This window comes from Streptomyces spinosus, from assembly GCF_020400655.1.
In the GTDB taxonomy this organism is placed as follows: domain Bacteria; phylum Actinomycetota; class Actinomycetes; order Streptomycetales; family Streptomycetaceae; genus Streptomyces; species Streptomyces argyrophylli.
The window spans coordinates 1-20,333 of sequence record NZ_JAINRC010000018.1 but is presented as its reverse complement, the minus strand read 5'-3'; the positions used below and the strand labels follow the sequence as shown (position 1 = coordinate 20,333).

The following is a 20,333-nucleotide window of genomic DNA, read 5'->3' as shown; positions in this document are numbered from 1 at the left end:
ATGTGGACGCCAGCACAGGCCGGCAGAACGACGCGTTCGCCGGGGAGACGCGGGGTGAGCTGCCGCCCAGGACGGCCCGGGCGCTGTGGGGCGGGTCGGCAGGCGTGGTCGTCGCCGCTCTGGGCATCCCGGTGTCCGTCGCCGGTGCGGAGGACGGCCGCCGGCTGATCGCGGCCACGGCACTGGTCCTCGTACAGATCGTGGCCCTGAGGTGGCAGACACGCGCCCCGGTCCTCGTACTGGCCGCGAACACGGTGACGGGGATCGCGGTGTGGGCACTGCTGCCCGCGGTGACGTTGACGGGGGCGCTGCTCGCGGCGCAGGTCACGTTGTGCGTGCTGTCGGCCACCAGGCCACGGCGGGTGTCGTCGGGGGCGCTCGCGGCGATGTGCCTGCCGGTCGCGTTGGCGTTCGGGACGGGCGGCGGTGCGGGACCGGCGGTCTACGTGCTGACGGTGGTCCTGGCGTGGACCCTGGGGCAGTGGCGCAGGGCGCAGCAGGAGCGGGTGAGGGCGGAGGCGCGCCGGGCCGTGGCGGAGGAGCGGGCGCGGATCGCGCGTGACGTGCACGACGTGGTGGCGCACACCTTGTCGGTGATGGTCGTACAGGCCGCCGCCGCGGACGACGTGTTCACCGAGCGGCCGGACCAGGCCCGCCAGGCGCTGCGGGCCGTCGAGACGGCTGCCCGCTCGGCGTTGGGTGAACTGCGCCTGACGTTACGGGCGTTGGGCCCCGAAGCGGACGAGGGCCGGGCAGGGGAGCCGCGTCGGCCGGGGCCCTCGCTCGCGCGCCTGGACGAGCTCGCCGACACGGTGCGCGCGACGGGGATGACCGTACACGTGCACCACGAGGGGCCCACCGACGGGCTGCCGGCCGCGGTGGACCTGGCGGCGTACCGGATCGTCCAGGAGGCCCTCACCAACGCGCTGCGCCACGCGGCCGGCGCCGACGAGGTCAGCGTGCGCGTGACGGACGAAGGGGACTGCGTGAGGATCACGGTGGTCGACAACGGGCGTACGGCTCAGGTGTTCTCGGCCGGGGCCGGAGCGGGGCGCGGACTGGTGGGCATGCAGGAGCGCGCTCGGCTCGTGGGCGGCAGCCTGCACGCCGGCCCACGGCCCGGCGGCGGGTTCGAAGTGACGGCGCGGCTGCCGGTGGAGCGTGCCTGATGACACTGCGGGTGGTGGTGGCCGACGACCAGGCCCTGGTCCGTACCGGATTCCGCCTGATCATCGACGCCCGTGAGGACCTGGAGGTGGTCGGTGAGGCGGCGGACGGCCGGGAAGCGGTGCGGCTGACGCGCGAACTGGCCCCCGACGTGGTCCTGATGGACGTACGCATGCCCGTCCTGGACGGTATCCAGGCGACCCGGCAGATCGCGGCGAGCGGGAGCCGGACCCGGGTCCTGGTGCTGACCACCTGGGACGTGGACGCGGATGTGGTGGCCGCCCTGCGGGCCGGGGCGAGCGGCTTCCTGCTGAAGGACATCCGCCCCGGTGAGCTCGTCGACGCCATCCGCGTCACCGCGCGGGGCGACGCGCTGCTGGCCCCCAGCGTCCTCAGCCGTGTCCTGGACCGGTTCCTGCGCACGACCCCCGACCCGGCGCCGCCGCCCTCCCTGAAGGACCTCTCCGTCCGCGAACGGGAGGTGCTCACCCTGATCGGGCAGGCCTTGTCGAACGCGGAGATCGCCGAGCGGCTGGGCCTGTCGGAGGCCACCGTCAAGAATCACGTCACCGCGGTGCTGCGCAAACTGCGCCTGCGCGATCGCGTCCAGGCCGTCGTCGCCGCCTACGACCACGGCCTCGTACGGCCACGACGCCCCTGACCGCCTCCTCCTCAGGGAGGAGACCCGGGCCGCACTCCGCCCGTGTTCCCAGTGCCGCCCCCCTCCCACGGCCGATGTGTCACCGACGGTGCCGGCCCTACCGTCGAGCTGTGATCGACGACCTGCCCCACACCCTGTACCTGCTGGTCCACGACGAAGCGGCCGGAGGTCCCCGCGACCGTTCCCGCGCGGCTCTGCTGGTCCGTGCCGCCGCCCTGATCGACCTCGCGCTGCGCGGCAGACTGGAGGAGCACGACGGCACGGTCACCGTTTCCGGGACGGACCCGACCGGCAACCCCGTCCTGGACGGCGTTCTGCGCGACGCCGCCGACGGCCACGGCTGGAAACACCTCGTGCGCCGGCACCGCGCACGCACCCTGACGGACGTGGAGGACCGGCTCGTCGCGGCGGGACTCCTCACCGCGAAGGCGCCCCGCACCCGCCTGGGCACACGCCGTCTGAGCGTGACGGACCGCGGCGCGCCCGACGCGCTCCGCGCCCGCCTGTCCGCGGTCCTGCACGGAAGCGGCCCGGTGCGGGACGTCCCCGCAGCGGACGCCGCGCTGCTGGCGCTGGCCGCGGCGGGCGGGGTCCGGTCCCTGGTGTCCCGGCGGGACCGGAAGGTCTTCCGGGCCCGCATCGACACCTGCACGGGAACGCTCGCCACCCTCGCGCCGGGCCTGGAGAAGGCGGTACGCACCCTTCCCATGACCATGATCGCCGCGCGGGGCGGCATGGGCGGCAGCTGACCGAACGGGGAGACGATGACCACGCACCGCGTCCTGACCGCCCTGGTCTGCGCCCTGACCGCCGTCCTCACGACGGCCTGGTCCCCGGCGCCACCCACGCCGTCCCACCCGACCGCCACGGTGGTCCGCACCCATCACGGCCTGGTCCGGGGTGTCCACCGTGACGGCTACCGCACCTTCGAGGGCATCCCCTACGCGGCGGCTCCGGTCGGGCCCCTGCGCTGGGCGCCACCCGCGCCCGCGGCGGCCTGGTCCGGCACACGGGACGCGACCCGTCCCGCGAGCGCCTGCCCGCAACCGGCCGGCGAGGTGCCCGCCGGCAGCACCGGCGAGGACTGCCTCCACCTGAACGTCACCACGCCCGACGGCGCCGGACCGGCACACCCCCGGCCGGTCGTCGTGTGGCTGCACGGCGGCGGGTTCACCACCGGAGCGGGCAGCTCGTACGACGCACATCGCATGGCCGTCCGCGGTGACGTGGTCGTCGTCACCGTCAACTACCGCCTCGGCGCACTCGGGTTCCTCGCCCATGCGGGGCTGCCCGGTTCCGGCACCTTCGGCCTGGCCGACCAGCAGGCCGCGCTGCGCTGGGTGCGCGCCGGGATCGGCGCCTTCGGCGGCGACGCGCACCACGTGACCCTGGCGGGCGAGTCGGCGGGCGGCTACAGCGTCTGCGCCCAGCTCGTCTCACCCGCAGCGGCAGGGCTCTTCGACCGGGCGATCATCGAGAGCGGTCCCTGCACGGGGCGTCCCGAGCGACCGTTCGCGCCCTCCTCCGTCCCGCTGCCCGCGGCACGTGCGGCGGGCGCGCGCTTCGCGGCGAAGGCCGGCTGCGGTTCCGCACACGACGTCCTGACCTGCCTGCGGCACGTGCAGGTCGCCCGTCTGCTCGCCGCCCAGAGCGCGGACCAACAGCCCGCGACGGGAACCCCGTTGCTGCCCCGCGATCCCGCGGCGGCCATCGCCGACGGCCGCTTCCACCGCGTCCCCGTGCTGATCGGCCACACCCATGACGAGGGCAACGGGTGGGCCGCCGGCATCATCCAGGCCGGCCATCCCGTCACCCCGCGCACCTGGCCCGACGTCGTGGCCTCCTTCTTCCCCGAACCGGGAGGGGCCAGGGCGATCGTCCGCGAGTACCCGGTGCACCGCACCGACGGCGGCCCGGTGTTCGGCGCGGTCATCGGCGACGCGAACTTCGCCTGCCCGACGGCGCGCACCGGCGGGCTGCTCGCCGCCCGGGTGCCCGTGTGGCGCTACGAGTTCGCCGACGAACACGCCCCGCCGCTCACCCCGGGCACGCCGCCCTTCCCGCTCGGCGCACCGCACGCGAGCGAACTGCCGTACCTCTTCGACCTGGGCGGCCGTCCCCGGGCCCTGACCGCGGCGCAGCACCGGCTGGCCAACACCATGATCGGATACTGGACACGCTTCGCCCGCGGCGCCGACCCGAACGGCCCGTCCTCACCGCACTGGCCCCGGCACACGGTGCTCTCCCTGGCGCCGGACCACGTCGTCGCCCTCGGCACGACACAGCTCCACCACCACTGCGCGTTCTGGAACGGCCTCGGGTGATCCCGTGAACGACCACCGCAACAGCCCGCCGTGGCGAACTCCGGGGACAGGCCTGGCCGGCATCGCCACCGCAGCCGCCCGTTGGTGTAGTCGACGAAGCCGGTGCCGGTGTACCCGGTGTGGTTGGTGGCGACGGTGCCCTGGGAGATCAGGGCGTCCTCGGCCTGGTAGTCGGTCCCGGCCGGCGCGCTGCCCCGGCCGGGACCGGCGAGCGGCAACGCCCTCGCGTCCGGGGAGCCGACGGGTTCGACCCGGATGAGCCGGGTCTCGCCCGGGCGCAGGGTCGCGCTGTAGGAGTCCGCGATCACGCCCTTGTGGGAACCGGACCAGAGGTCGGTCACGTCGCCGGAGCCGCCGAACCCGACCTGGGACCAGTTCACGGCGACGGTGGCCTTGTCCGAGGTACCGGTGTTGAACAGCGCCACGACGTACTGTCCGTCGCTCTCCCTCTTGCTCCAGACCTGCTGGACACCGTTGCTCACGATCCGCTTGGCGGCGACGCCGTCCTGGTCGACGCCGATGAGCCGGTCGTTGGCCAGCATCGCCTTGTCGACGGGGTCGAGTCGGGTGAGGTCGGTGCCCAGGAGCAGTGGCGCCGCCGCCATCGACCACAGCGTGAGGTGCGAGCGGCGCTGGTCGGCCGTCAGGCCGACCTGGTCGCCGTTGCCGATCTCCAGCGAGTCCAGGTCGTTCCAGCCGCCGGGACCCGCGTAGGGCTGCCAGGAGGCGGCCGAGTCGAACCGCTTGGCGACGTGGGACCAGTCCGTCAGCGGATAGCCGCTGCCGTTGCTCCCCGGCCCGCAGTAGCACTCGACGTCACCCTGGGTGCGCCAGCTGTTCGCCAGTTTCCGCCAGGTGGAGGCGTCGGCGACCGGCAGGTTGTTGGACAGCGCGAAGTTGATGGGCCGTCCGCTCGCCCGCAGCGCCTTGTCCCAGGCCTGGACGTCGGGGATGTCGGCGCTGCCCACCCCGTCGATCTTCAGGTAGTCGACACCCCAGGACGCGAACTGCCTGGCCCAGGAGTTGACGAACTCCTGCGCGCCCGGCTTGGAGTAGTCGATGTGGTACATGTTCTTGCAGTTGTAGTTCTTCTCGGTCCTGGACGTGTCCGCGATGTCCTTCGCGTGGTAGGAGGTCCCCTCGATCGGCGTGTTCTTGGTGACGGCGTTCTTCGCGATGCCCGGGGTGACGTAGAAGCCAAACTTCAGGCCCTTGGAGTGGACGTAGTCGGCGAGCCCCTCGATGCCGTCCGGGAACTTGGCGGTGTCGACGGCCCAGCGGCCGTAGGTGTCGACGACGAAGCCGTCGCCGTCACACTTCTGCCAGAAGTCGTCGAGGTTGACGTAGAGGAACCCGTGGTCCTTCAGACCGCTGGAGACCAGCGCGTCGGCCTGCGCCTTGATCTTCGCCTCGGTCGGCCGGCGGCGCACGAAGCTCCAGCTGGACCAGCCCATGGCGGGCCGGACGGACTGGCCGTTGTCGGAGGCGGCCGCCGGGTGGGCGGTGCCCACGAGCGGCACCGCCGCGGCGAGCAGCAGGCCCGCCGTCGCGGCCGTGAGCGACCTGACACGGATCATGACCGTCCCCCGTTCGCCGGTGTGGCGTACGCCGTGCCGATCCACGCCTCGTCGACCCGCAGGCGCTTGTAGCGGGCGGAGTCGCTGGAGGCGGCCCAGGTGGTGTCCACCTCGAGGCGGACGTAGCGGGCGTTGGCCGCGGTCAGGTCGATGCCCTGGATTCCGCGGCGGCTCGGCAACTGGCCGGACTTGACCGGGCTCCCCCAGGTGGAGCCGTCGTTGCTCAGGTAGACCTTGTAGTCCTTGATCCGCGCGGACTGCTCGGTGTCCGAGCGGGCGTAGGCCACGGAGTCCTCGCGCTGGTTGAGCCCGATGTACTGCACCTTCTTGGCCGAGCGGAGGTCGAAGGTGAGGTTCACGGGCAGGGTCTTGTCGTTGTCCCAGTAGGTGAGGTAGTCGCCGTCACCGGCGGCCGACGCGCCGTGGCCGCTCGCGGAGGCGCTCGCGCTGACCTTGACGCCGGTGACGATGCCCTGGCGGCCGGCCGTGGTCACCTTGAGGACGGTGTCGTACGGGTCCCAGTCGCCGAGCCCCGTCAGGGTCAGGACACCGCCCGACTGCGACCACGAAACCGCTCTGCCGGTGCGGAGGTTGGTGACGGAGGCGATGCGGTAGCCGTTGTCCCGGACACGCAGGGTGCTGGTGCTGGGCGGGGTCAGGACGTGGACGTACTGCCGGCCGGGGTCGTTCCTGGCGATGGTGGTCACCCCGTACGCGCCGTCGTTCCAGGCGCCGGGCTTGAGGCCGCCGTACATGTAGCCGCCGCCCTCGGTGCCGTGCAGGGACTCCCAGATGGGGTCGAGGTAGGTGTTGGCGAAGGTGTTGAAGGACGCCTGGTTCGACGGGAACTTGCCGTTGACCTGGGCCGTCTCGGCCATCAGCGCCTTGACCGACGAGCCGGCGTTGGTGACGAGGCGGCCGAGGGTGAGCATGCGGTCGACGGAGGGGTCGGAGCCGTCGTACCACCAGGCTCCGGTCGAGGGCAGTTTGAAGTCGGCTTCGGTCAGGCGGGGTTGAGCGGTGTAGAGGGCCTGGGGGTAGTCGTAGGCCGGGGTCATGCCCGTCTTCTGCTCATTGCTGATCATGTCCATGATCGGCGTGTCCTCGTTGTTGTTGCTGAGCGTGTAGTCCGGGCGCTTGTCGTAGATCTGCTGGTACAGGTCGTGGCTCTCCCAGTACGGGTTGTCGTTGTCGATCCAGAAACCGCCGAGGTCGGGGTAGCGGTCCATGACCTCGAAGAAGTTGTCGTAACTGAACTGACCGAAACCGTCGTTGGTGGTCAGGTCGGTGTTCTTGCCCTTGTAGGCGGAGTAGGCGGCCGAGTCCAGCCACTCGTGGCCGCCCTCGTCGTGCCACTGGGGGTCGTTGGTCATGTAGAGGATGACCTTCATGCCCTTGGCCTTGGCGGCCGTGATCAGTTCGCCCAGGAAGTCCCGTTTGGTGGAGCAGGATCCGGGGATCTTGGACGGCCAGGGGCGGGCGTAGCCGAGGCGGCTGTGGAAGGTGGCGAGGACCAGGTACTGGGTGTGCAGCTTCTGCGCCTCGTCGACCCAGTAACCGGGCGTCCAGCCGCCGTCGGTGACGTCGTTCTCCCAGGCCGTGCAGCTGGTGTGGGCGGGTGCGGTGCGCAGGCCCCAGTGCAGGAAGAGCCCGCCGACGGAGTTGCGGAGGAAGTCCTGCCGGGAGTTCTCCAGGTCGGGCGGCTCCACCGCCGTACTCGTGCAGTCCTGGCTGGAACCGCTCGCCGACACCCGCAGGGCACCACCGGAGGTGTTGTGGCTGTCCGTCAGGCAGTAGCCGCTGACGTCCTGGAGGCCCGCGTCGAACGGGGAGTCGCCGCCCTTCCGCGCGGTGAACCGGTCCAGACGGATGCCGTCGGCCGCGTTGGCGATGAACGCGGGCCGTCCGTCGTCCGAGGCGGACCTCACCGAGCTGTCGGTGAACCGGACGTCGTCGGCGTTGTGGAGGTACCAGCCGTAGGCGGGCCGGGTGCCGATGCTCTTCGGGTTGTAGTCCTCGGGGTCGTTGCCCGGCACGCCCGTCGACATGGTGCCGTTGCCACCGGGGACCGTGATGTTGACGTCGGTGAAGGTCACGCGCTTGATGCGGTGGCCGGACTCGCCCCACAGGGTCGGGCTGAAGGAGGGGCTGCTGCCGGTCGCCGTGATGTCGTCGTACGTGACGTCGCTGATGGACCCGACGCCGGGACCGTTGCCGCACCGCTTTCGTGTGCCGATCTTCTGCGTGATCGGCGAGTGGACGCCGGTCATCGTGATGTCGCGGTAGTGGACGTCGGAGATCTTCGAGCCGTCCATCGAGACCATGCCGAGGCCGGACTTGTCCGCGCCGTCGATGCGGATCTTCTCGAACTGGTAGTCCGAGAAGTCGCCGCAGGTCTCCGAGCCGAACATCAGGGCGTTGCAGCACTTGGCCCCGAGGGTCGAGTCGCTCACCCGGACACGGCCGTTGGGCAGCTTCGCGCCGAGCGCGTAGTCGCTCTTGAAGACCAGAGCGTCGTCGTTGGCGTGAATGGTGGCGTTGGTGATCGTGACGTTGGTCGTGGAGATGACGTTCCAGCCGTCACGGTCGCTCGCGGTGTCGATCGTCAGGTGGTCGGAGGTCACGTTGGTGCAGCCGTTGACGAGGGCCGCGAAGTGACCGCCCCGGCGCAGGGTGAGACCGTCGCCGATCCTGAGCCCGTCGCAGCGCGTCAGCGAAATGATCTTGTCGGCCTCGCCGGACTTGGGGTTGCCGGTGATCAGGTTGCCCCCGCCGTCGATGACGCCCTGGCCGACGAAGCCGATGTCGGTCAGCTTGTCGCCGTGGATCATCGCGTCGTGGAAGTGGCTGTGCCCGTAGTCCTGATAGGCGTCGTTCGGGTTGGACTCGGCCTTGTCGTAGCTGTCGGCACTGGAGCCCTGGACAGTGGCGCCCTTGTCGAGCCGGAGCGTCACATGGCTCCTCATGTGCAGGGTGTTCTTGGACTTGTAGGTGCCGGCGGGGAAGCGGACGGTGCCGCCGCCCGCCGCGTTCGCCGCGGTGATCGCCTTGTCGATGGCCGGGCTGTCGTTGGCGGAGCCGTCGCCCTTGGCGCCGTAGTCGCGCACGTCGTACTCGGTGGCGGCGCGGGCTGCGGTGCGCGGCGCGGCGGGGGCCGCGGGGTGGCTGAGGCCGAGGACGACGGCGAGCACGAAGAGGATGACGGCCGCGGCTCGGCGGCACGGACCGGTGGGGGGTTTCATGTGGTGGCTCCTCACACGAGTTGGTAGCCGCGGAGGTCGGTGAGCAGGAGATAGGTGTCCTGCAGCGACCCGGAGGTGTCGCCGAGGGAGCGGTAGATGCCCCACTTCGGGCGCACCCGGTCGGCCAGGAAGGTGTCGACGCCGGCCTTCGAGGCGTCGATGAGGGTCCGTCCGCCGGACCTGAGGATCCAGCGGACGGAGCCCGCCGAGCCGTTGCCGACCTTGATCTGGAAGTCCACGTCGGTCCACGTGTCGTGCAGCGAATCCAGGTCGGTGCGGCCGATCAGGGTGCCGGAGACGGGCAGGGTCAGCTCGATGGTCTGCCGGCCGCTCACCCTGCGCAGGGACTGCGTGACGATCGGGGAGGTGCCGTTGCCGGGCTGCTTCATCTGCATGATGTGCGTGAAGGTGGTGGTCGCCTTCAGCGAGCTCGGGATGTACATCGAGTACGTGACCCGCCAGGTCTGGCCCTCGTTCCACTTCAGGTAGCTGCCGGAGCTCGTGCGCAGCCCGGTGACTTCCTGGCGCTGGCGGTCGGTCGAGGTGTCCCGGTCGACCATGTGCATGGTGAAGCGCCAGTTGTCACCGGTCGCGAGGATGTGCGGATGGCCGGCGGGGTGGGAATCGGCCCGGTCGTCCTCGACGGTCTCGAAGGCGCCGAGCCCGTCGCTGCTCGCGGAGGGGGCCCACTTCTGCTGCCAGGAGGCGGCGTGGGCGGTGGCCGGCAGCCCCAGGGCCGCCCCGGCCGCGCCCGCGACCGCAGCGCCCAGCAGCGCCCTTCTGGACGTGTTCATGACACTAATCACCTCGCAGTTGTTCGTTCATGATCAGGAAGGCGCCCAGGCCGTGGAAGTCGTCGGTGGCCCGGGAGCGGCCGACGTAGTACGCGTAGTCGCCGACGTTGGTGCCGATGGAGATGTCGGCGAGGCCGGTGCGGCCGTCCGGGCCGACCGAGAGCTTCGCCAGCACGCCCTGGTAGCCGCGGCGCGCGACGGCGGCGTAGTGCGGGTCGAGGTAGCCCTGCTGTACGCCCCGGGAGAGGGCGTAGGTGAACATGCTGGAGCAGGAGGTCTCGGTCCAGTTGTCGGACCGGCCGCCCTTGTCCATCACCTGGAACCAACGGCCGGTCGCCGGGTCCTGGTACTTCTCCAGTCCGACGGCCAGCTTGCTGAAGATGGACAGGAGTTGCGGGCGCCGGGACTGGTTCGCCGGTATGGCGTCCAGGACGTTGACGAGCGCCATGGAGTACCAGCCGACGGCCCGGCACCAGTGCTCGGGGGCGAGCCCGGTCCGCGGATCGGCCCAGCCGGCGCTCCTGGACTCGTCGTAGGCGTGTTTGAGCAGCCCGTTCGCGGCCTGCAGACGAGTGCCGTAGACGTACAGCTGCCGGGCCGCCTCCTGGTCGGTGTAGGCGCTGTCACCGAACTCCTCGCCGTACTCGACGAGGAACGGGTTCACCATGTAGACGCCGTCCGCCCAGAGCTGGTGGGCGCGGCTGGAGGTGTCCGCGTGCCAGAAGCCTCCGTCGGCAGTGCGCGGGTAGGTGTTCAGGCGGTCGCGGATCTTCCTGGCGGCCTTCAGGTAGCGGTCCTGCCCGGTCTCGTGGTGCAGGATCACCAGCAACCGGCCGGCCTGCATGCTGTCCAGGCTGTTGAAGGACTGGTCGACGGAGCCGTCGCTCTTCACGAACCGGTCGACGTAGCTCCTGATGTAGGTGAGGTAGCGGGCGTCGTGGGTGCGCCGGTAGGTGAGGTACTGACCGTAGAGGTAGAGACCGACGGGGTAGGACCAGCCGCCGATGGTGCTCGGCGTGTAGCGGGCCATGGTGGAGTCGACGACGGCCGTGGACCAGTCGGTGGCGACGGCCGGACGGTCCGCGGCGGGGCCGACGGGGGCAGGCGGCGCGGGTACGGCCGCGGGCAGGGTGGTCAGGGCCGCACCGGCGAGCGCCAGCCCGGTCAGTGCCGTTCGAAGACGACGGCGTCTCATGTTCCTCCCTCTCGATAGGACGGCAAGCCCGGAAACATCGGAGGAGTAGCGGATATCTGTTCACAGCCATGGACTGAGTTCAGTGACTCGTTCGCCTGGTTCGGTCCAGCGTTGCGGCCCACGGTTCGTCGGTCAATGGTCCGAACCGCAGACGTCGGACCACTTCCGGCCAACTTTTGCTTCCCGCACTGACTCATCGGTCAGTTGCGACCCACTGCGGTATCGGGCTGGAAAGGTTGGGGAGTCACGCGATCCGGCCCCGGGCCGGAGGCAATCCCGGCCGACGTGGCCGCCGGCCGGACATCGCCGATGAGTTTCCGGCGAGCGCGTTGTCTACCCGTCGACGAAGGGAGCGCACCGTGCGCAAGATCATCGTTTGCACGTTCCTGACGCTGGACGGCGTCATGCAGGCACCGGGCGGTCCGGACGAGGACACCCAGAGCGGCTTCGAGCACGGCGGCTGGCAGAAGCCGGCGTCCGACGACGAGGTCGGCACGGCCGTGGCCGACTGGTACGAGGCCTCCGACGCGATGCTGCTCGGCCGCAAGACGTACGACATCTTCGCGTCGTACTGGCCGACAGCCGACCCCGGCAACCCGTTCACCCACCGGATGAACGCCATGCACAAGTACGTGGCCTCCCGGACCCTGGCATCCCTCCAGTGGCAGAACTCCACGCTGCTGGAGGGCGACACCGTCGAGGCCGTGCGCAAGCTCAAGACCTCCGACGGCGGCGACATCAACGTCGTGGGCAGCGGTGACCTCGCCCAGACCCTCATGCGGCACGACCTCGTCGACGAGTACCGGCTGACCATCCACCCGGTGGTCCTCGGCACCGGCAAGCGGCTGTTCGCCGACGGAGCGATCCCCACCGCGCTGCAGCCGGTCGGCGTCACGACGACGAAGGGCGGCACCGTCATCGGCGTCTACCGGCCGACCGGCAGGCCGAGCTACGACAGCTACTAGGATCCGCCCTCCAGGATCACCGCGCGCGGGCTGCTGCCGGTGTCGTCACCCGGTGAGCGCCCGCCCCGTCGACGCCGACCTGTCACCGGCCACGGAAACTCACCGCCCCCGGATCACGCGCCACCGTGTCCGAGGCCGCCGCGCGCCGCCCCTTCACCGGCGGCGGCCATCCGTGCCTTCAGAGAGCACCGGGCGACACGGGCGCGGTTCCGTCGCCGGGGCCGCGACGCCCGTGGAGTCCTCACGCTCCGCTTTTGCGGCGGCGACGTGCGGCCGAGCGGGGCGGCGTCGAGCGCATGTGGTCGCGCACCGGTGCCAGCAGATCGGCGAGAGTCTTCACGTCCTCGCGCGAAAGCGGCTCGAACAACAGGCCGCTGACCACCTCGACGTGACCCGGCAGCACCTTCGCAAGCAGCTCACGTCCGGCGTCGGTGAGGGTGACGGTGATGCTCCGCTCGTCGTCCGGCGAGGGGGCGCGGACGACCAGGCCCTCCTTCTCGAGCAGACCCACCTGGTACGTCAGGCCGCTGCGGCTGTAGACGACACCGTCGGCCAGGTCGGTCATGCGGTGGGTGCCCGTCGGCGAGTCACCGAGGCGGGCCAACAGCTGGAACTGTACGTAGCTGAGATCGCCGCTTTCGCGCAGTTGCTGCTCGACCGCGTGCCGGAGCAGGCTGGTCACTTCGATGAGGTCGAAATAGGCACCGAGCTGCACGGGGTCGAGTGACGGCGATGGATCGGGCATGCCCGGAGTCTACTGCGGATGGACCGGGCGGACGCGAGGGTCTCGTCGGCCCGGTGCCGTGCCCCCGCGAGGGCACGGTGCGGGCGGCGCCGGGCCCGACTGAGCACCACCGGACACGGAGACCGGGCGGGAGTGCGGCGCGGGGTCGCGGGGAGGGGGACGACGCCGGCGCCCACGGAAGCGGGGTGGGCACCGCCGCGTGAAGTGCGGTGGCCCGGGCCGTCGGGAGCGCCGGCGCCGGCCATGCGCGTCCGCCTCGTCTGGTAGTGGCGGCCGGCGGTCTGGTGATGGAGACCCCCGTGCCCGCCGCGTCCCCCGAGCGAGGTGTCCGACTCGTTCTTCACCGTCCTCGGGGACGGCCTGACCGGCGTGCCGGCCCACCCTGTGCCCGCGGTCGTCGCCGCAGGTCCCGCCGACCGGCAGGCCGTGACGCGCCGCGACGTGGGGCGGTCGTGTGCGTCGACCGGGCCGCCGCCCGACTCGCCGCGGCGATGCGCTCGTACGGACCGTGACCGGCAACACTTGCTTCGAATTCGAAGCAGATGTATCGTCCTCACCAGTTGCTTCGAATTCGAAGTAACTTGGCTCGCAGCGAAGGTGAGAACCGAGATGAAGGCAGTGCGTTTCCACGAGTACGGCGACCCCGGCGTCCTGCGTCACGAGGACGTGGAGCTGCCCGTCCCCGGAGCCGGTGAGGTCCGCGTCCGCGTCGCCGCGACGTCGTTCAACCCCGTGGACGGCAACATCCGCGGCGGCTTCATGCGCGGGCCCATCCCGGTCGTGCTGCCGCACACTCCCGGCATCGACGTCGCCGGCACGGTCGACGCGCTGGGCGAGGGCGTCGACGGCACAGCGGTCGGTGACGACGTCGTCGGCTTCCTGCCGATGGACGGCGACGGAGCCGCGGCGGAATACGTCATCGCACCGGCCGAGGTCCTGGTCCCGGCCCCCGAGAGCGTCCCCCTGGCCGACGCCGCCGCGTTCCCGCTGGTGAGCCTGACCGCGTACCAGGCGCTGTTCGACCACGGGGGTCTGACGGCCGGACAACGCGTGCTGATCAACGGCGCCGGCGGCGCGGTCGGCGGCTACGCCGTGCAGCTCGCCAAGAACGCCGGTGCCCACGTCATCGCCACGGCCGGACCGCGCAGCGGCGAGGCGGTCACGTCCGCCGGCGCCGACGAGGTCATCGACCACACCACGACCGCCGTGACCGCGGCGGTGACCGAACCGGTCGACGTCGCACTCAACCTCGCACCGGTCGATCCGGCCGAGCTGGCCGCGCTGGTCACCCTGGTCCGTCCGGGCGGGGTCGTCGTGAACACCACGGTGTGGATGCCCGCCCCCGGCGACGAGGAGCGCGGCGTACGGGGCGTCGACCTGTTCGTCCGCAGCGACGCCGGCCAGCTGGCGCGGTTGGTGTCGCTCATCGACCGCGGTGAGCTGCGCGTCGACGTCGCCGAGCGGGTGCCGCTGGCCGAACTGCCGGCCCTGCACGCGCGTGCCGCGGAGGGCGCGGTGCACGGCAAGGTCGTCGTCGTCCCGTCCGCCGGCTGACGCAGGCCCCCGACCGGAAGGAACGGGCCACGGCGAACCCCGCACCGCCGGCCGACAACCCCGCCCCGTGGCCCTGTACAGGCCCCTTCGCGCGGAAGCCGATAAATGGCGGGCATGGTCGTTGTGGGCGATCAGCGGCCACCGTGACCATTCATCCCATGGAACGGGACAACGCCGGTGAACTCGAGGACGTCCAGGACGTAGCCCACTTCATGACGTTGCTGCGGCAACTCAAGGCCCGCTCCGGGCTGTCGTACCGGCGGCTCGAGGAGCGGGCCGCCGCCGTGGGGGACGTACTCCCGCGCAGCAGCCTCTGCACCATGCTGAGCCGCGACCGACCGCCCGGGCCGGAGCTGCTCGCGGCCTTCGTGCGCGCGTGCGGGGACGGCGAGCGGGTCGCGCTGTGGTGCGCGGCCCGGGACCGGGTCGTACGGCCCTCGGCGCCCGCGGAGGAGGCGTCGTGGCTGTCGGCGGAGGCGCCGGCTGTGCCGTCCGGCGCGGTGGACGACGCTGCTCGGCCGCCGGTGGACCGGGGCACGCGGGAGGACGGCGGGAGCGGTGACGTCGCGCCTCCCGGACCGGGGACCGGCCCTGGGCGCCCGCGCCTCGGCCGGCACCGGCGGGCTCTGACGGTTGTCGCCGCCGCGCTGCTGACGATCGCCCTCGGGGTCGTCGTGGCCTTCCGTCAGGACCAGGCGCCGTGGCGGCAACTCCGCGCCGTCGGCCCGCCGTCCGGTGTACCGGCCGGAGGCCGGCCGACACCGCCCGGCGGCTGGGTGACCATCAGGATCGCGGAGGACCCGGAGCTGTGTCTGACCGACGGCCGGGTCCGCGACTGGCGGTACACACCGCTCGTCGCGGTGCAGCGCCCCTGTGCCGAGGCGGCGCCGCAGAGCACCCTGCTGGAGCCGGCCGGCGAGGGGAGGTACCACATCGTGTGGTACCACCCCGACTACGGCAGGGGCTGTCTGAAGGCGCTCACCGACGGAGACGGCGCGGGACTGCTGGAGCCGATGGACGTCTGCTCGGACGGCAGCCTGTTCACCATCGAGCCGTCGGGCGAGCTCAGGCGTGGCCGATTCGTGCTCCGGGTCGAGGGAAGCGGCTGTGTGGGCATCGCCGGTTCCAGTTCTGCCCACGGGGCGGAGGCGGTGATGCAGCGCTGCGAGGGCAAGGGCCGTCAGCTGTTCCTCATCCGGCGTGCGGGCTGATCCGGACCGGCCACCTCGCCCAGCACGCGTTCCGCGGGGAAGTAGCCGACGTGGCGCGAGTCGTAGCTCTGCTCGCTGTTGTCCCCGAGCAGGACCAGCATGCCCTCGGGGACGGCCCGCTCCGGGGTGTCCCGGAGCGCGGGCAGTGCGGACCGGGGCACGGGATCGCCCGGTACTGCCGCGACCCGTTTGATGAACCACTGCCGTGCGTAGATCCGGTGCGCGGGCGCGGTCCGTGACACGGGCGGGTCCGGCCACGGCGCCTGGTACGGCGGACGCTCCACCACCACGGCCGCCCCGCGCACGGGAGTACGGCCGCGACGCACCAGCACGCCGTCCCCGTCGTGGTAGGCCGGTTCCATGCTCCGGCCCGAGACGACGACCGCCACCAGCCGCAGTTCCGCTGCCCGCGCCAGCGCGAGCCCGGCGGTGAGGAGGAGGGCTGCCGCCCCGCACCCGGCTCCCCAGCCGGGGCTGTGCACGGGCCACAGGAGCACGGCGCTGCCCGCCCAGAGGGCCACGTCCGACGCGAGCAGAGCGGTCCGGGTGCGGCGCGCGCGCCGGGCGCGGACACGGGCCCGGTCGGGGGCGGTCTCCGCCCAGGACGCCTGGGCCCGCGAGACGTCGGGGCCGCTGCCGGGACTCATCGTGGTTTCTCCTCTGCGGGGTGCGCGGGGACGGGGACCGCTCGGGCGATGTGCGGTGAGGCGTCGGGGGCGGTGGCCGGATCCGGGTCCGCCTCGTGGCGGTAACCCGCCGCCTGGAGGGCGTACAGCTCCGCGTACCGCCCCGCCGCACACAGGAGTTGGCTGTGGCTGCCGCGCTCGGTGATCCGTCCCCCGTCGAGCACGACGATGATGTCGGCCTCGCGTACGGCGCCCAGGCGGTGCGAGATGAGGACGCTGGTGAGCCCCTGCCTGTGGGTGCGCAGCGAGGTGTGGATCTCGTGCTCGGCCGCCGCGTCGAGCCCGGCGGACGGCTCGTCGAGGATCATCAGATCGCGGCGGTCGCGCACGAACGCCCGCGCCAGGGCGATCCGTTGGCTCTGCCCCCCGGACAGCATGACCCCGGTGTCCGGGTTCCGCTTGTCCGCCTCGGCGAAGAACATCCGGGAGAGCAGGGTGTCGTAGCCGTGCGGCAGCGCCGCCACCACCTCGTGGATCCCGGCCCGCCGCGCCGCCCTTCGCAGGCGCTCCGGTTCGCGCAGGGCGCCGAGGTCGCCCTGCGCGATGCTCTCCGCAGCCGTCATGTCGTAGTCCATGTAGTCCTGGAACACCGCGCTGATGCGTCGGCGCAGCTCGGCGATGTCGGTGTCGCGCAGGTCGACGCCGTCCCACCGGATGCTCCCGCGGACCGGGTCGTAGAACCGGCACAACAGCTTGACCAGCGTGGACTTGCCCGAGCCGTTGAGGCCGACGAGGGCGAGCGACGATCCCGCGGGGATCCACAGGTCGATACCCCGCAGCACCCAGGGATGGTCGGGCGCGTAGCGGAACCACACGTCGCGCAGCTCGATGCCGCGCCGCAGCTCCGGCAGCGGGCGGGGCTCGGCGGGCGAGGAGAGTTCGGGCCCGGCCCGCACCACGGCCAGGTAGTGCCCGAACAGCAGCAGGGCGTGATGGGTGGTCGCGACCTCGCCCGCGAGCGCCGTCAGGGCCGTCTGGACCCCGGCCACGGCGGCCAGGAAGACCGCCACGTCACCGGGGGTGAGTCCGCCTCCCCGGGCCCCGGCGACCGTCCACAGCAGCCCCGCGCCCGCCACCGACGCGGACAGCAGGCCGAGTCCGGCGCGCGTCCGCACCTCCTGCCGGTCGACCGACCGGCGGGCGGCGTCCGCGCTGCGCCGGCCGGCGAGCATCCGGCCGCGCAGAAAGGCGCCGGTGCCGAAGAGGCGGATCTCCTTGGCCGCCTCGACGTTGGCGAGCAGACCCATGTAGAAGAACTGGCGCCGCTCGTCGGGCCCGATCTCCCAGACGGCGGCGGCGCGCCTGCGCGACAGCAGGAGTTCGGCCGCCAGCACGGGCAGCGCGGCGAGCAGGACAAGCGCCATCGTCGGCGGGCTGATCACGAACAGGGAGCCGAGGAAGCCGGCGACGGTGAGGGCGGACCGGACGACACCCAGGGCTCCTTCGACCGCCTGGCCGGCGACCGGTTTGGCCACCACCGTCTGCTGGGCGAGGCGCAGACGGTCCAGGAAGAGCGGGTCCTCGAAGCGGGCGAGCCCGGGGAACCGGTCGACGGCCAGGAACAGCCGGTCCTGGGCGTACAGCCCGACCCGGCGGTCCATCTCGGTGCGCAGGTAGTGCGCCAGGTGCGGCAGCGCCGCGGTCGCCACCCCGGTCGCGGTCAACACGGCCACGGGGAGCAGGAGGGCGCTCACGGTGGCACCGGCGGCGAGGCGGTCGACGACGAGTTTCAGCGACCAGGCGGCCGCCACCGGTAGGAACCCCAGGGCCAGCGCGGGCCCCGTGTACAGCGCGAGGACGCCGGGTGCCGCCCGCGCCACCATCCGCACCGCGTCCAGGACACGGGACGGCCGGAGGCGGAGCGCGCGCTGGTCGTCGGGGGACTCGGCGGCGGTGGCCCGGTCGGGGCGTGGGTGCGGCACGGCGGGGCGTTTGCGCGTCATGGCGCGGTGGACGGCGACGCCGGTCAACGGGCGGCGACGGCGGGACGGTCCACGTCGACCTGGTCGGTCATGACCAGCAGACGGCCGTCCGTGCTCCGGTTGACCTTGAGGACGACGGGAAAGCCCTGCACTTTGCAGGCCCCGGCGACGGCGTCGGCGTCCCGGCCGGTCAGCACGCGCGCCACCGGGCGCAGCGCGGTCAGCATCGGGGTCGCCGCCTCCGCCTCCTCCGGGCTGTCGGCGATCACCACGGCGAGGACCTGTTCGCGTCCGCGCGGCACGCTCCTCGCGTACTCGGCGAACTTCGGGAGCTTCTCCTTGCACGGGCCGCATGTCGGGGAGAAGAAGGCGACGACGGTCTCACTGTGGATCATGCCGTCGTGCACCCGCTCCCCGTCCACGGTGACCGCGGAGAACTCCCCGACCTCGTCCCCGGTGGCCAGGGAGAGCCGGGCGCCGCCCCGGGTGGTGAGCAGTTCGGTGTGTTCCCGCAGCCGCTTGACGACACCGACGGTGAGCAGCAGATCGAGGAGGCACAGCAGCCCGACAAGGACGAGGACGGCGATGACGATGGGCACGGTGGTTCTCCGTTTCCTGTGCGCGAGTGGGTGGGGGGTGGCGCGGACCCGGCTCACCGTCCCGGGCGGACGGGGCGCCGGGACCCGGTGGTACCTACGGGGCCCATGGGCCGGAACAGGCTCGCGATGGTGTCGAGCGCGGCGACACAGCCGCCCACGAGCAGCCCGCCGAGCGCCGCCACGAGCAGCCCGGCCGGCTGCGCGGAACCGGTGTGCGGGCGCGGCATGGCCTCGGCCGCGGCCAGGGCGAGCCCGGCGAGCAGGACGTTGCGTACGACGTGACGCACGCCGAGCGGGCTGGTGGACGCTCCTCCGAAGCACCGGCACACCGCACGGGTGCCCCGGGCCACGGCACAGGCGATGGCCGTCGCGAAGGCCAGCAGCAGAACCGCCGCCCCGGTCAGACCGAGCGCCGGCAGACGCGCCCACGGCGCGGCGAGCAGCAGGCACACCAGCCCCTCGCCCGCGACGACGGCCACCGCCACCGGGCGGACGGCCCGGAGCGGCACCAGCCCGAGGTCTTCCAGGGACGAGGTGAACGCGGCGAACGAACGTCCGCTCGCCGTCTTGCCGACGGCGGCGGTCAGGAACACCGTGCCGATCAGGCAGCGGATGCCGAATTCCAGGTACTGCACGGAACCTCCTGCGGAGCTGGAGCCCGGAACCGGGAGCCGGGGGCACCGGTGGGAGACGGCACGGCGTTCCGCCCGGTGCCGCACGCCGGTGCCCCCGGTCACGTCACCGGATCAGCAGGCCGGACAGGACCGCCAGCAGTTGATGGAGCCGCAGTAGGTGTTGACGCAGCACGCGCTGCGCGCGCACTGCCAGCACTCGTTGAAGCACTGACACGCCTGGGCGGAAGCGGCGGCCTCCACCTTGGGCACGAACAGGCCGAGCAGCCTGCCGCCCATGGTCTCCAGCACCTTGGACATGGTTCTCCTCCTCAGGGATGGGGTGCGTCGGGGTACGTCGCGCGTGCCGCTCCACGGGAGCGGCGAGCAGCCGTCGGCTTTGCCTCTGCCGTGTCCGGCTCGCGACGTCTCCGGATCCTAGGGAGGCCCGGACCGCTGACTCCAGCGTCCCGGCGTCCGGGACACGTCCCGGACAGTCCGGGACAGCCTCCGCTTATCCCGTACCGCGCACCGCCCAGGTCACGAAGCCGGCGTCCACGCGCCTCCAGGGTGAAGGTGTCCTCGCCCGGTTCGCCTGCGGCCCGGCCGGGCAGCGCGGTGGGTGAGCGGGACGACGGTCCGTGTCGCGGCGTCGAGGGGCAGCCGGGCATCCGCGGTCGGTTCGGGGGCGGGGCCGACGTCGTCGGCCGCTGCGGCGGCGCGGACGCGGGAGCGGTGGCCGTCTGTCCGGCGCTCGCCCGCCGCACGGGACGGTGTGGCACGCGGTTTGCCCGCTGCGGCTCGGCGCTGGACTTCCCCGGGGGACGGGTCAGGCCCTTCGAGTTCGCCGTGAACCGCCTGGGACGGTGAACCCCCGGCGTGAGCCGGCCCTCCGGGAGCGGCCCGGAGGGCCGCTCCCGGGCGGGGCCGGGCAGCCTCGGGCCCGAACCCCGGACGTGGCCTTCGCCGTGGTTCCCGCAGCCCGTGGCTCGTCGGGGACCACGAGGAACACCGCCACCGTGGTCGCCGGCAGCGGTGGTCCCGTGCGTGAGGAGCCGTCTCCCGCCGCCAGGGGGATCA

General features: G+C 72.3%; 16 protein-coding genes and 1 pseudogene. 7 read left to right on the top strand and 10 right to left on the bottom strand.

Going from position 1 to position 20,333, the window contains the following annotated elements:
• Positions 1 to 2 precede the first annotated feature (2 nt).
• The 4 genes from LG395_RS30730 to LG395_RS30715 all read left to right on the top strand — a co-directional run bounded on the left by LG395_RS30730 (position 3) and on the right by LG395_RS30715 (position 4,152).
• Positions 3 to 1,169, top strand: coding sequence for a sensor histidine kinase (locus LG395_RS30730; RefSeq protein WP_225811931.1), 1,167 nt, complete (start codon positions 3 to 5; stop codon positions 1,167 to 1,169).
• Entirely contained in the window at positions 1,169 to 1,828 is a 660-nt protein-coding gene (locus LG395_RS30725; protein WP_225811930.1) for a response regulator, read from the top strand. Before LG395_RS30730 ends, LG395_RS30725 begins: the two co-directional genes overlap by 1 nt.
• Positions 1,829 to 1,938: 110 nt before the next feature.
• Positions 1,939 to 2,577, top strand: a complete 639-nt coding sequence (locus LG395_RS30720; RefSeq protein ID WP_225811929.1) for a GOLPH3/VPS74 family protein — start codon at positions 1,939 to 1,941, stop codon at positions 2,575 to 2,577.
• 15 nt (positions 2,578 to 2,592) lie between these two features.
• The gene (locus LG395_RS30715) at positions 2,593 to 4,152 is read left to right on the top strand and encodes a carboxylesterase/lipase family protein (RefSeq protein WP_225811928.1); all 1,560 of its coding nucleotides are present in this window, start codon (positions 2,593 to 2,595) and stop codon (positions 4,150 to 4,152) included.
• Positions 4,153 to 4,412: 260 nt separating this feature from the next.
• Here LG395_RS30715 and LG395_RS30710 read toward each other — a convergent pair.
• From LG395_RS30710 to LG395_RS30695, 4 genes and pseudogenes are all read right to left on the bottom strand, one after another.
• Positions 4,413 to 5,606: pseudogene (locus LG395_RS30710) on the bottom strand (glycoside hydrolase family 27 protein); the annotation flags it as partial.
• Positions 5,607 to 5,725: 119 nt separating this feature from the next.
• Positions 5,726 to 8,971 (bottom strand): glycosyl hydrolase family 28 protein, encoded by a 3,246-nt coding sequence (locus LG395_RS30705; RefSeq protein WP_225811927.1) that lies wholly within the window; start codon positions 8,969 to 8,971, stop codon positions 5,726 to 5,728.
• A gap of 11 nt (positions 8,972 to 8,982) precedes the next feature.
• Positions 8,983 to 9,765: a polysaccharide lyase family protein gene (locus LG395_RS30700; protein ID WP_225811926.1), complete on the bottom strand. Its 783-nt coding sequence runs from the start codon at positions 9,763 to 9,765 to the stop codon at positions 8,983 to 8,985.
• A 4-nt stretch (positions 9,766 to 9,769) separates the two neighbouring features.
• A complete protein-coding gene (locus LG395_RS30695; RefSeq protein ID WP_225811925.1) occupies positions 9,770 to 10,960 on the bottom strand; it encodes a glycoside hydrolase family 88/105 protein in 1,191 nt (396 codons plus the stop codon).
• Positions 10,961 to 11,319: 359 nt separating this feature from the next.
• Between LG395_RS30695 and LG395_RS30690 the strand changes: the two genes are divergently transcribed.
• On the top strand, positions 11,320 to 11,925 hold the full coding sequence (locus tag LG395_RS30690) for a dihydrofolate reductase family protein (protein WP_225811924.1): 606 nt from the start codon (positions 11,320 to 11,322) through the stop codon (positions 11,923 to 11,925).
• Positions 11,926 to 12,166: 241 nt separating this feature from the next.
• On the opposite strand, the gene LG395_RS30685 is transcribed toward LG395_RS30690, so the two are convergent.
• Entirely contained in the window at positions 12,167 to 12,670 is a 504-nt protein-coding gene (locus tag LG395_RS30685; RefSeq protein WP_225811923.1) for a MarR family winged helix-turn-helix transcriptional regulator, read from the bottom strand.
• A 609-nt stretch (positions 12,671 to 13,279) separates the two neighbouring features.
• Between LG395_RS30685 and LG395_RS30680 the strand changes: the two genes are divergently transcribed.
• Together LG395_RS30680 and LG395_RS30675 are read left to right on the top strand one after the other, a co-directional pair.
• Entirely contained in the window at positions 13,280 to 14,224 is a 945-nt protein-coding gene (locus tag LG395_RS30680; protein ID WP_225811922.1) for an NADP-dependent oxidoreductase, read from the top strand.
• A gap of 158 nt (positions 14,225 to 14,382) precedes the next feature.
• Positions 14,383 to 15,435 carry an RICIN domain-containing protein gene (locus LG395_RS30675; protein ID WP_225811921.1) on the top strand — a complete coding sequence of 351 codons (1,053 nt, stop codon included), beginning with the start codon at positions 14,383 to 14,385 and terminating at the stop codon, positions 15,433 to 15,435.
• Here LG395_RS30675 and LG395_RS30670 read toward each other — a convergent pair.
• The 5 genes from LG395_RS30670 to LG395_RS30650 all read right to left on the bottom strand — a co-directional run bounded on the left by LG395_RS30670 (position 15,405) and on the right by LG395_RS30650 (position 19,574).
• On the bottom strand, positions 15,405 to 16,082 hold the full coding sequence (locus LG395_RS30670; protein ID WP_225811920.1) for a S26 family signal peptidase: 678 nt from the start codon (positions 16,080 to 16,082) through the stop codon (positions 15,405 to 15,407). The two genes, LG395_RS30675 and LG395_RS30670, sit on opposite strands and share 31 nt — an antisense overlap.
• Complete coding sequence (locus tag LG395_RS30665; RefSeq protein WP_372463488.1) at positions 16,079 to 18,064, bottom strand: ABC transporter ATP-binding protein; 1,986 nt, start codon at positions 18,062 to 18,064, stop codon at positions 16,079 to 16,081. The genes LG395_RS30670 and LG395_RS30665 overlap by 4 nt, the downstream gene beginning before the upstream one ends.
• Before the next feature lie 23 nt (positions 18,065 to 18,087).
• The gene (locus tag LG395_RS30660; RefSeq protein ID WP_225811919.1) at positions 18,088 to 18,642 is read right to left on the bottom strand and encodes a thioredoxin domain-containing protein; all 555 of its coding nucleotides are present in this window, start codon (positions 18,640 to 18,642) and stop codon (positions 18,088 to 18,090) included.
• 53 nt (positions 18,643 to 18,695) lie between these two features.
• Complete coding sequence (locus tag LG395_RS30655) at positions 18,696 to 19,277, bottom strand: MauE/DoxX family redox-associated membrane protein (RefSeq protein ID WP_225811918.1); 582 nt, start codon at positions 19,275 to 19,277, stop codon at positions 18,696 to 18,698.
• Positions 19,278 to 19,388: 111 nt separating this feature from the next.
• Positions 19,389 to 19,574 (bottom strand): hypothetical protein, encoded by a 186-nt coding sequence (locus LG395_RS30650; RefSeq protein WP_225811917.1) that lies wholly within the window; start codon positions 19,572 to 19,574, stop codon positions 19,389 to 19,391.
• Positions 19,575 to 20,333: the final 759 nt, after the last annotated feature.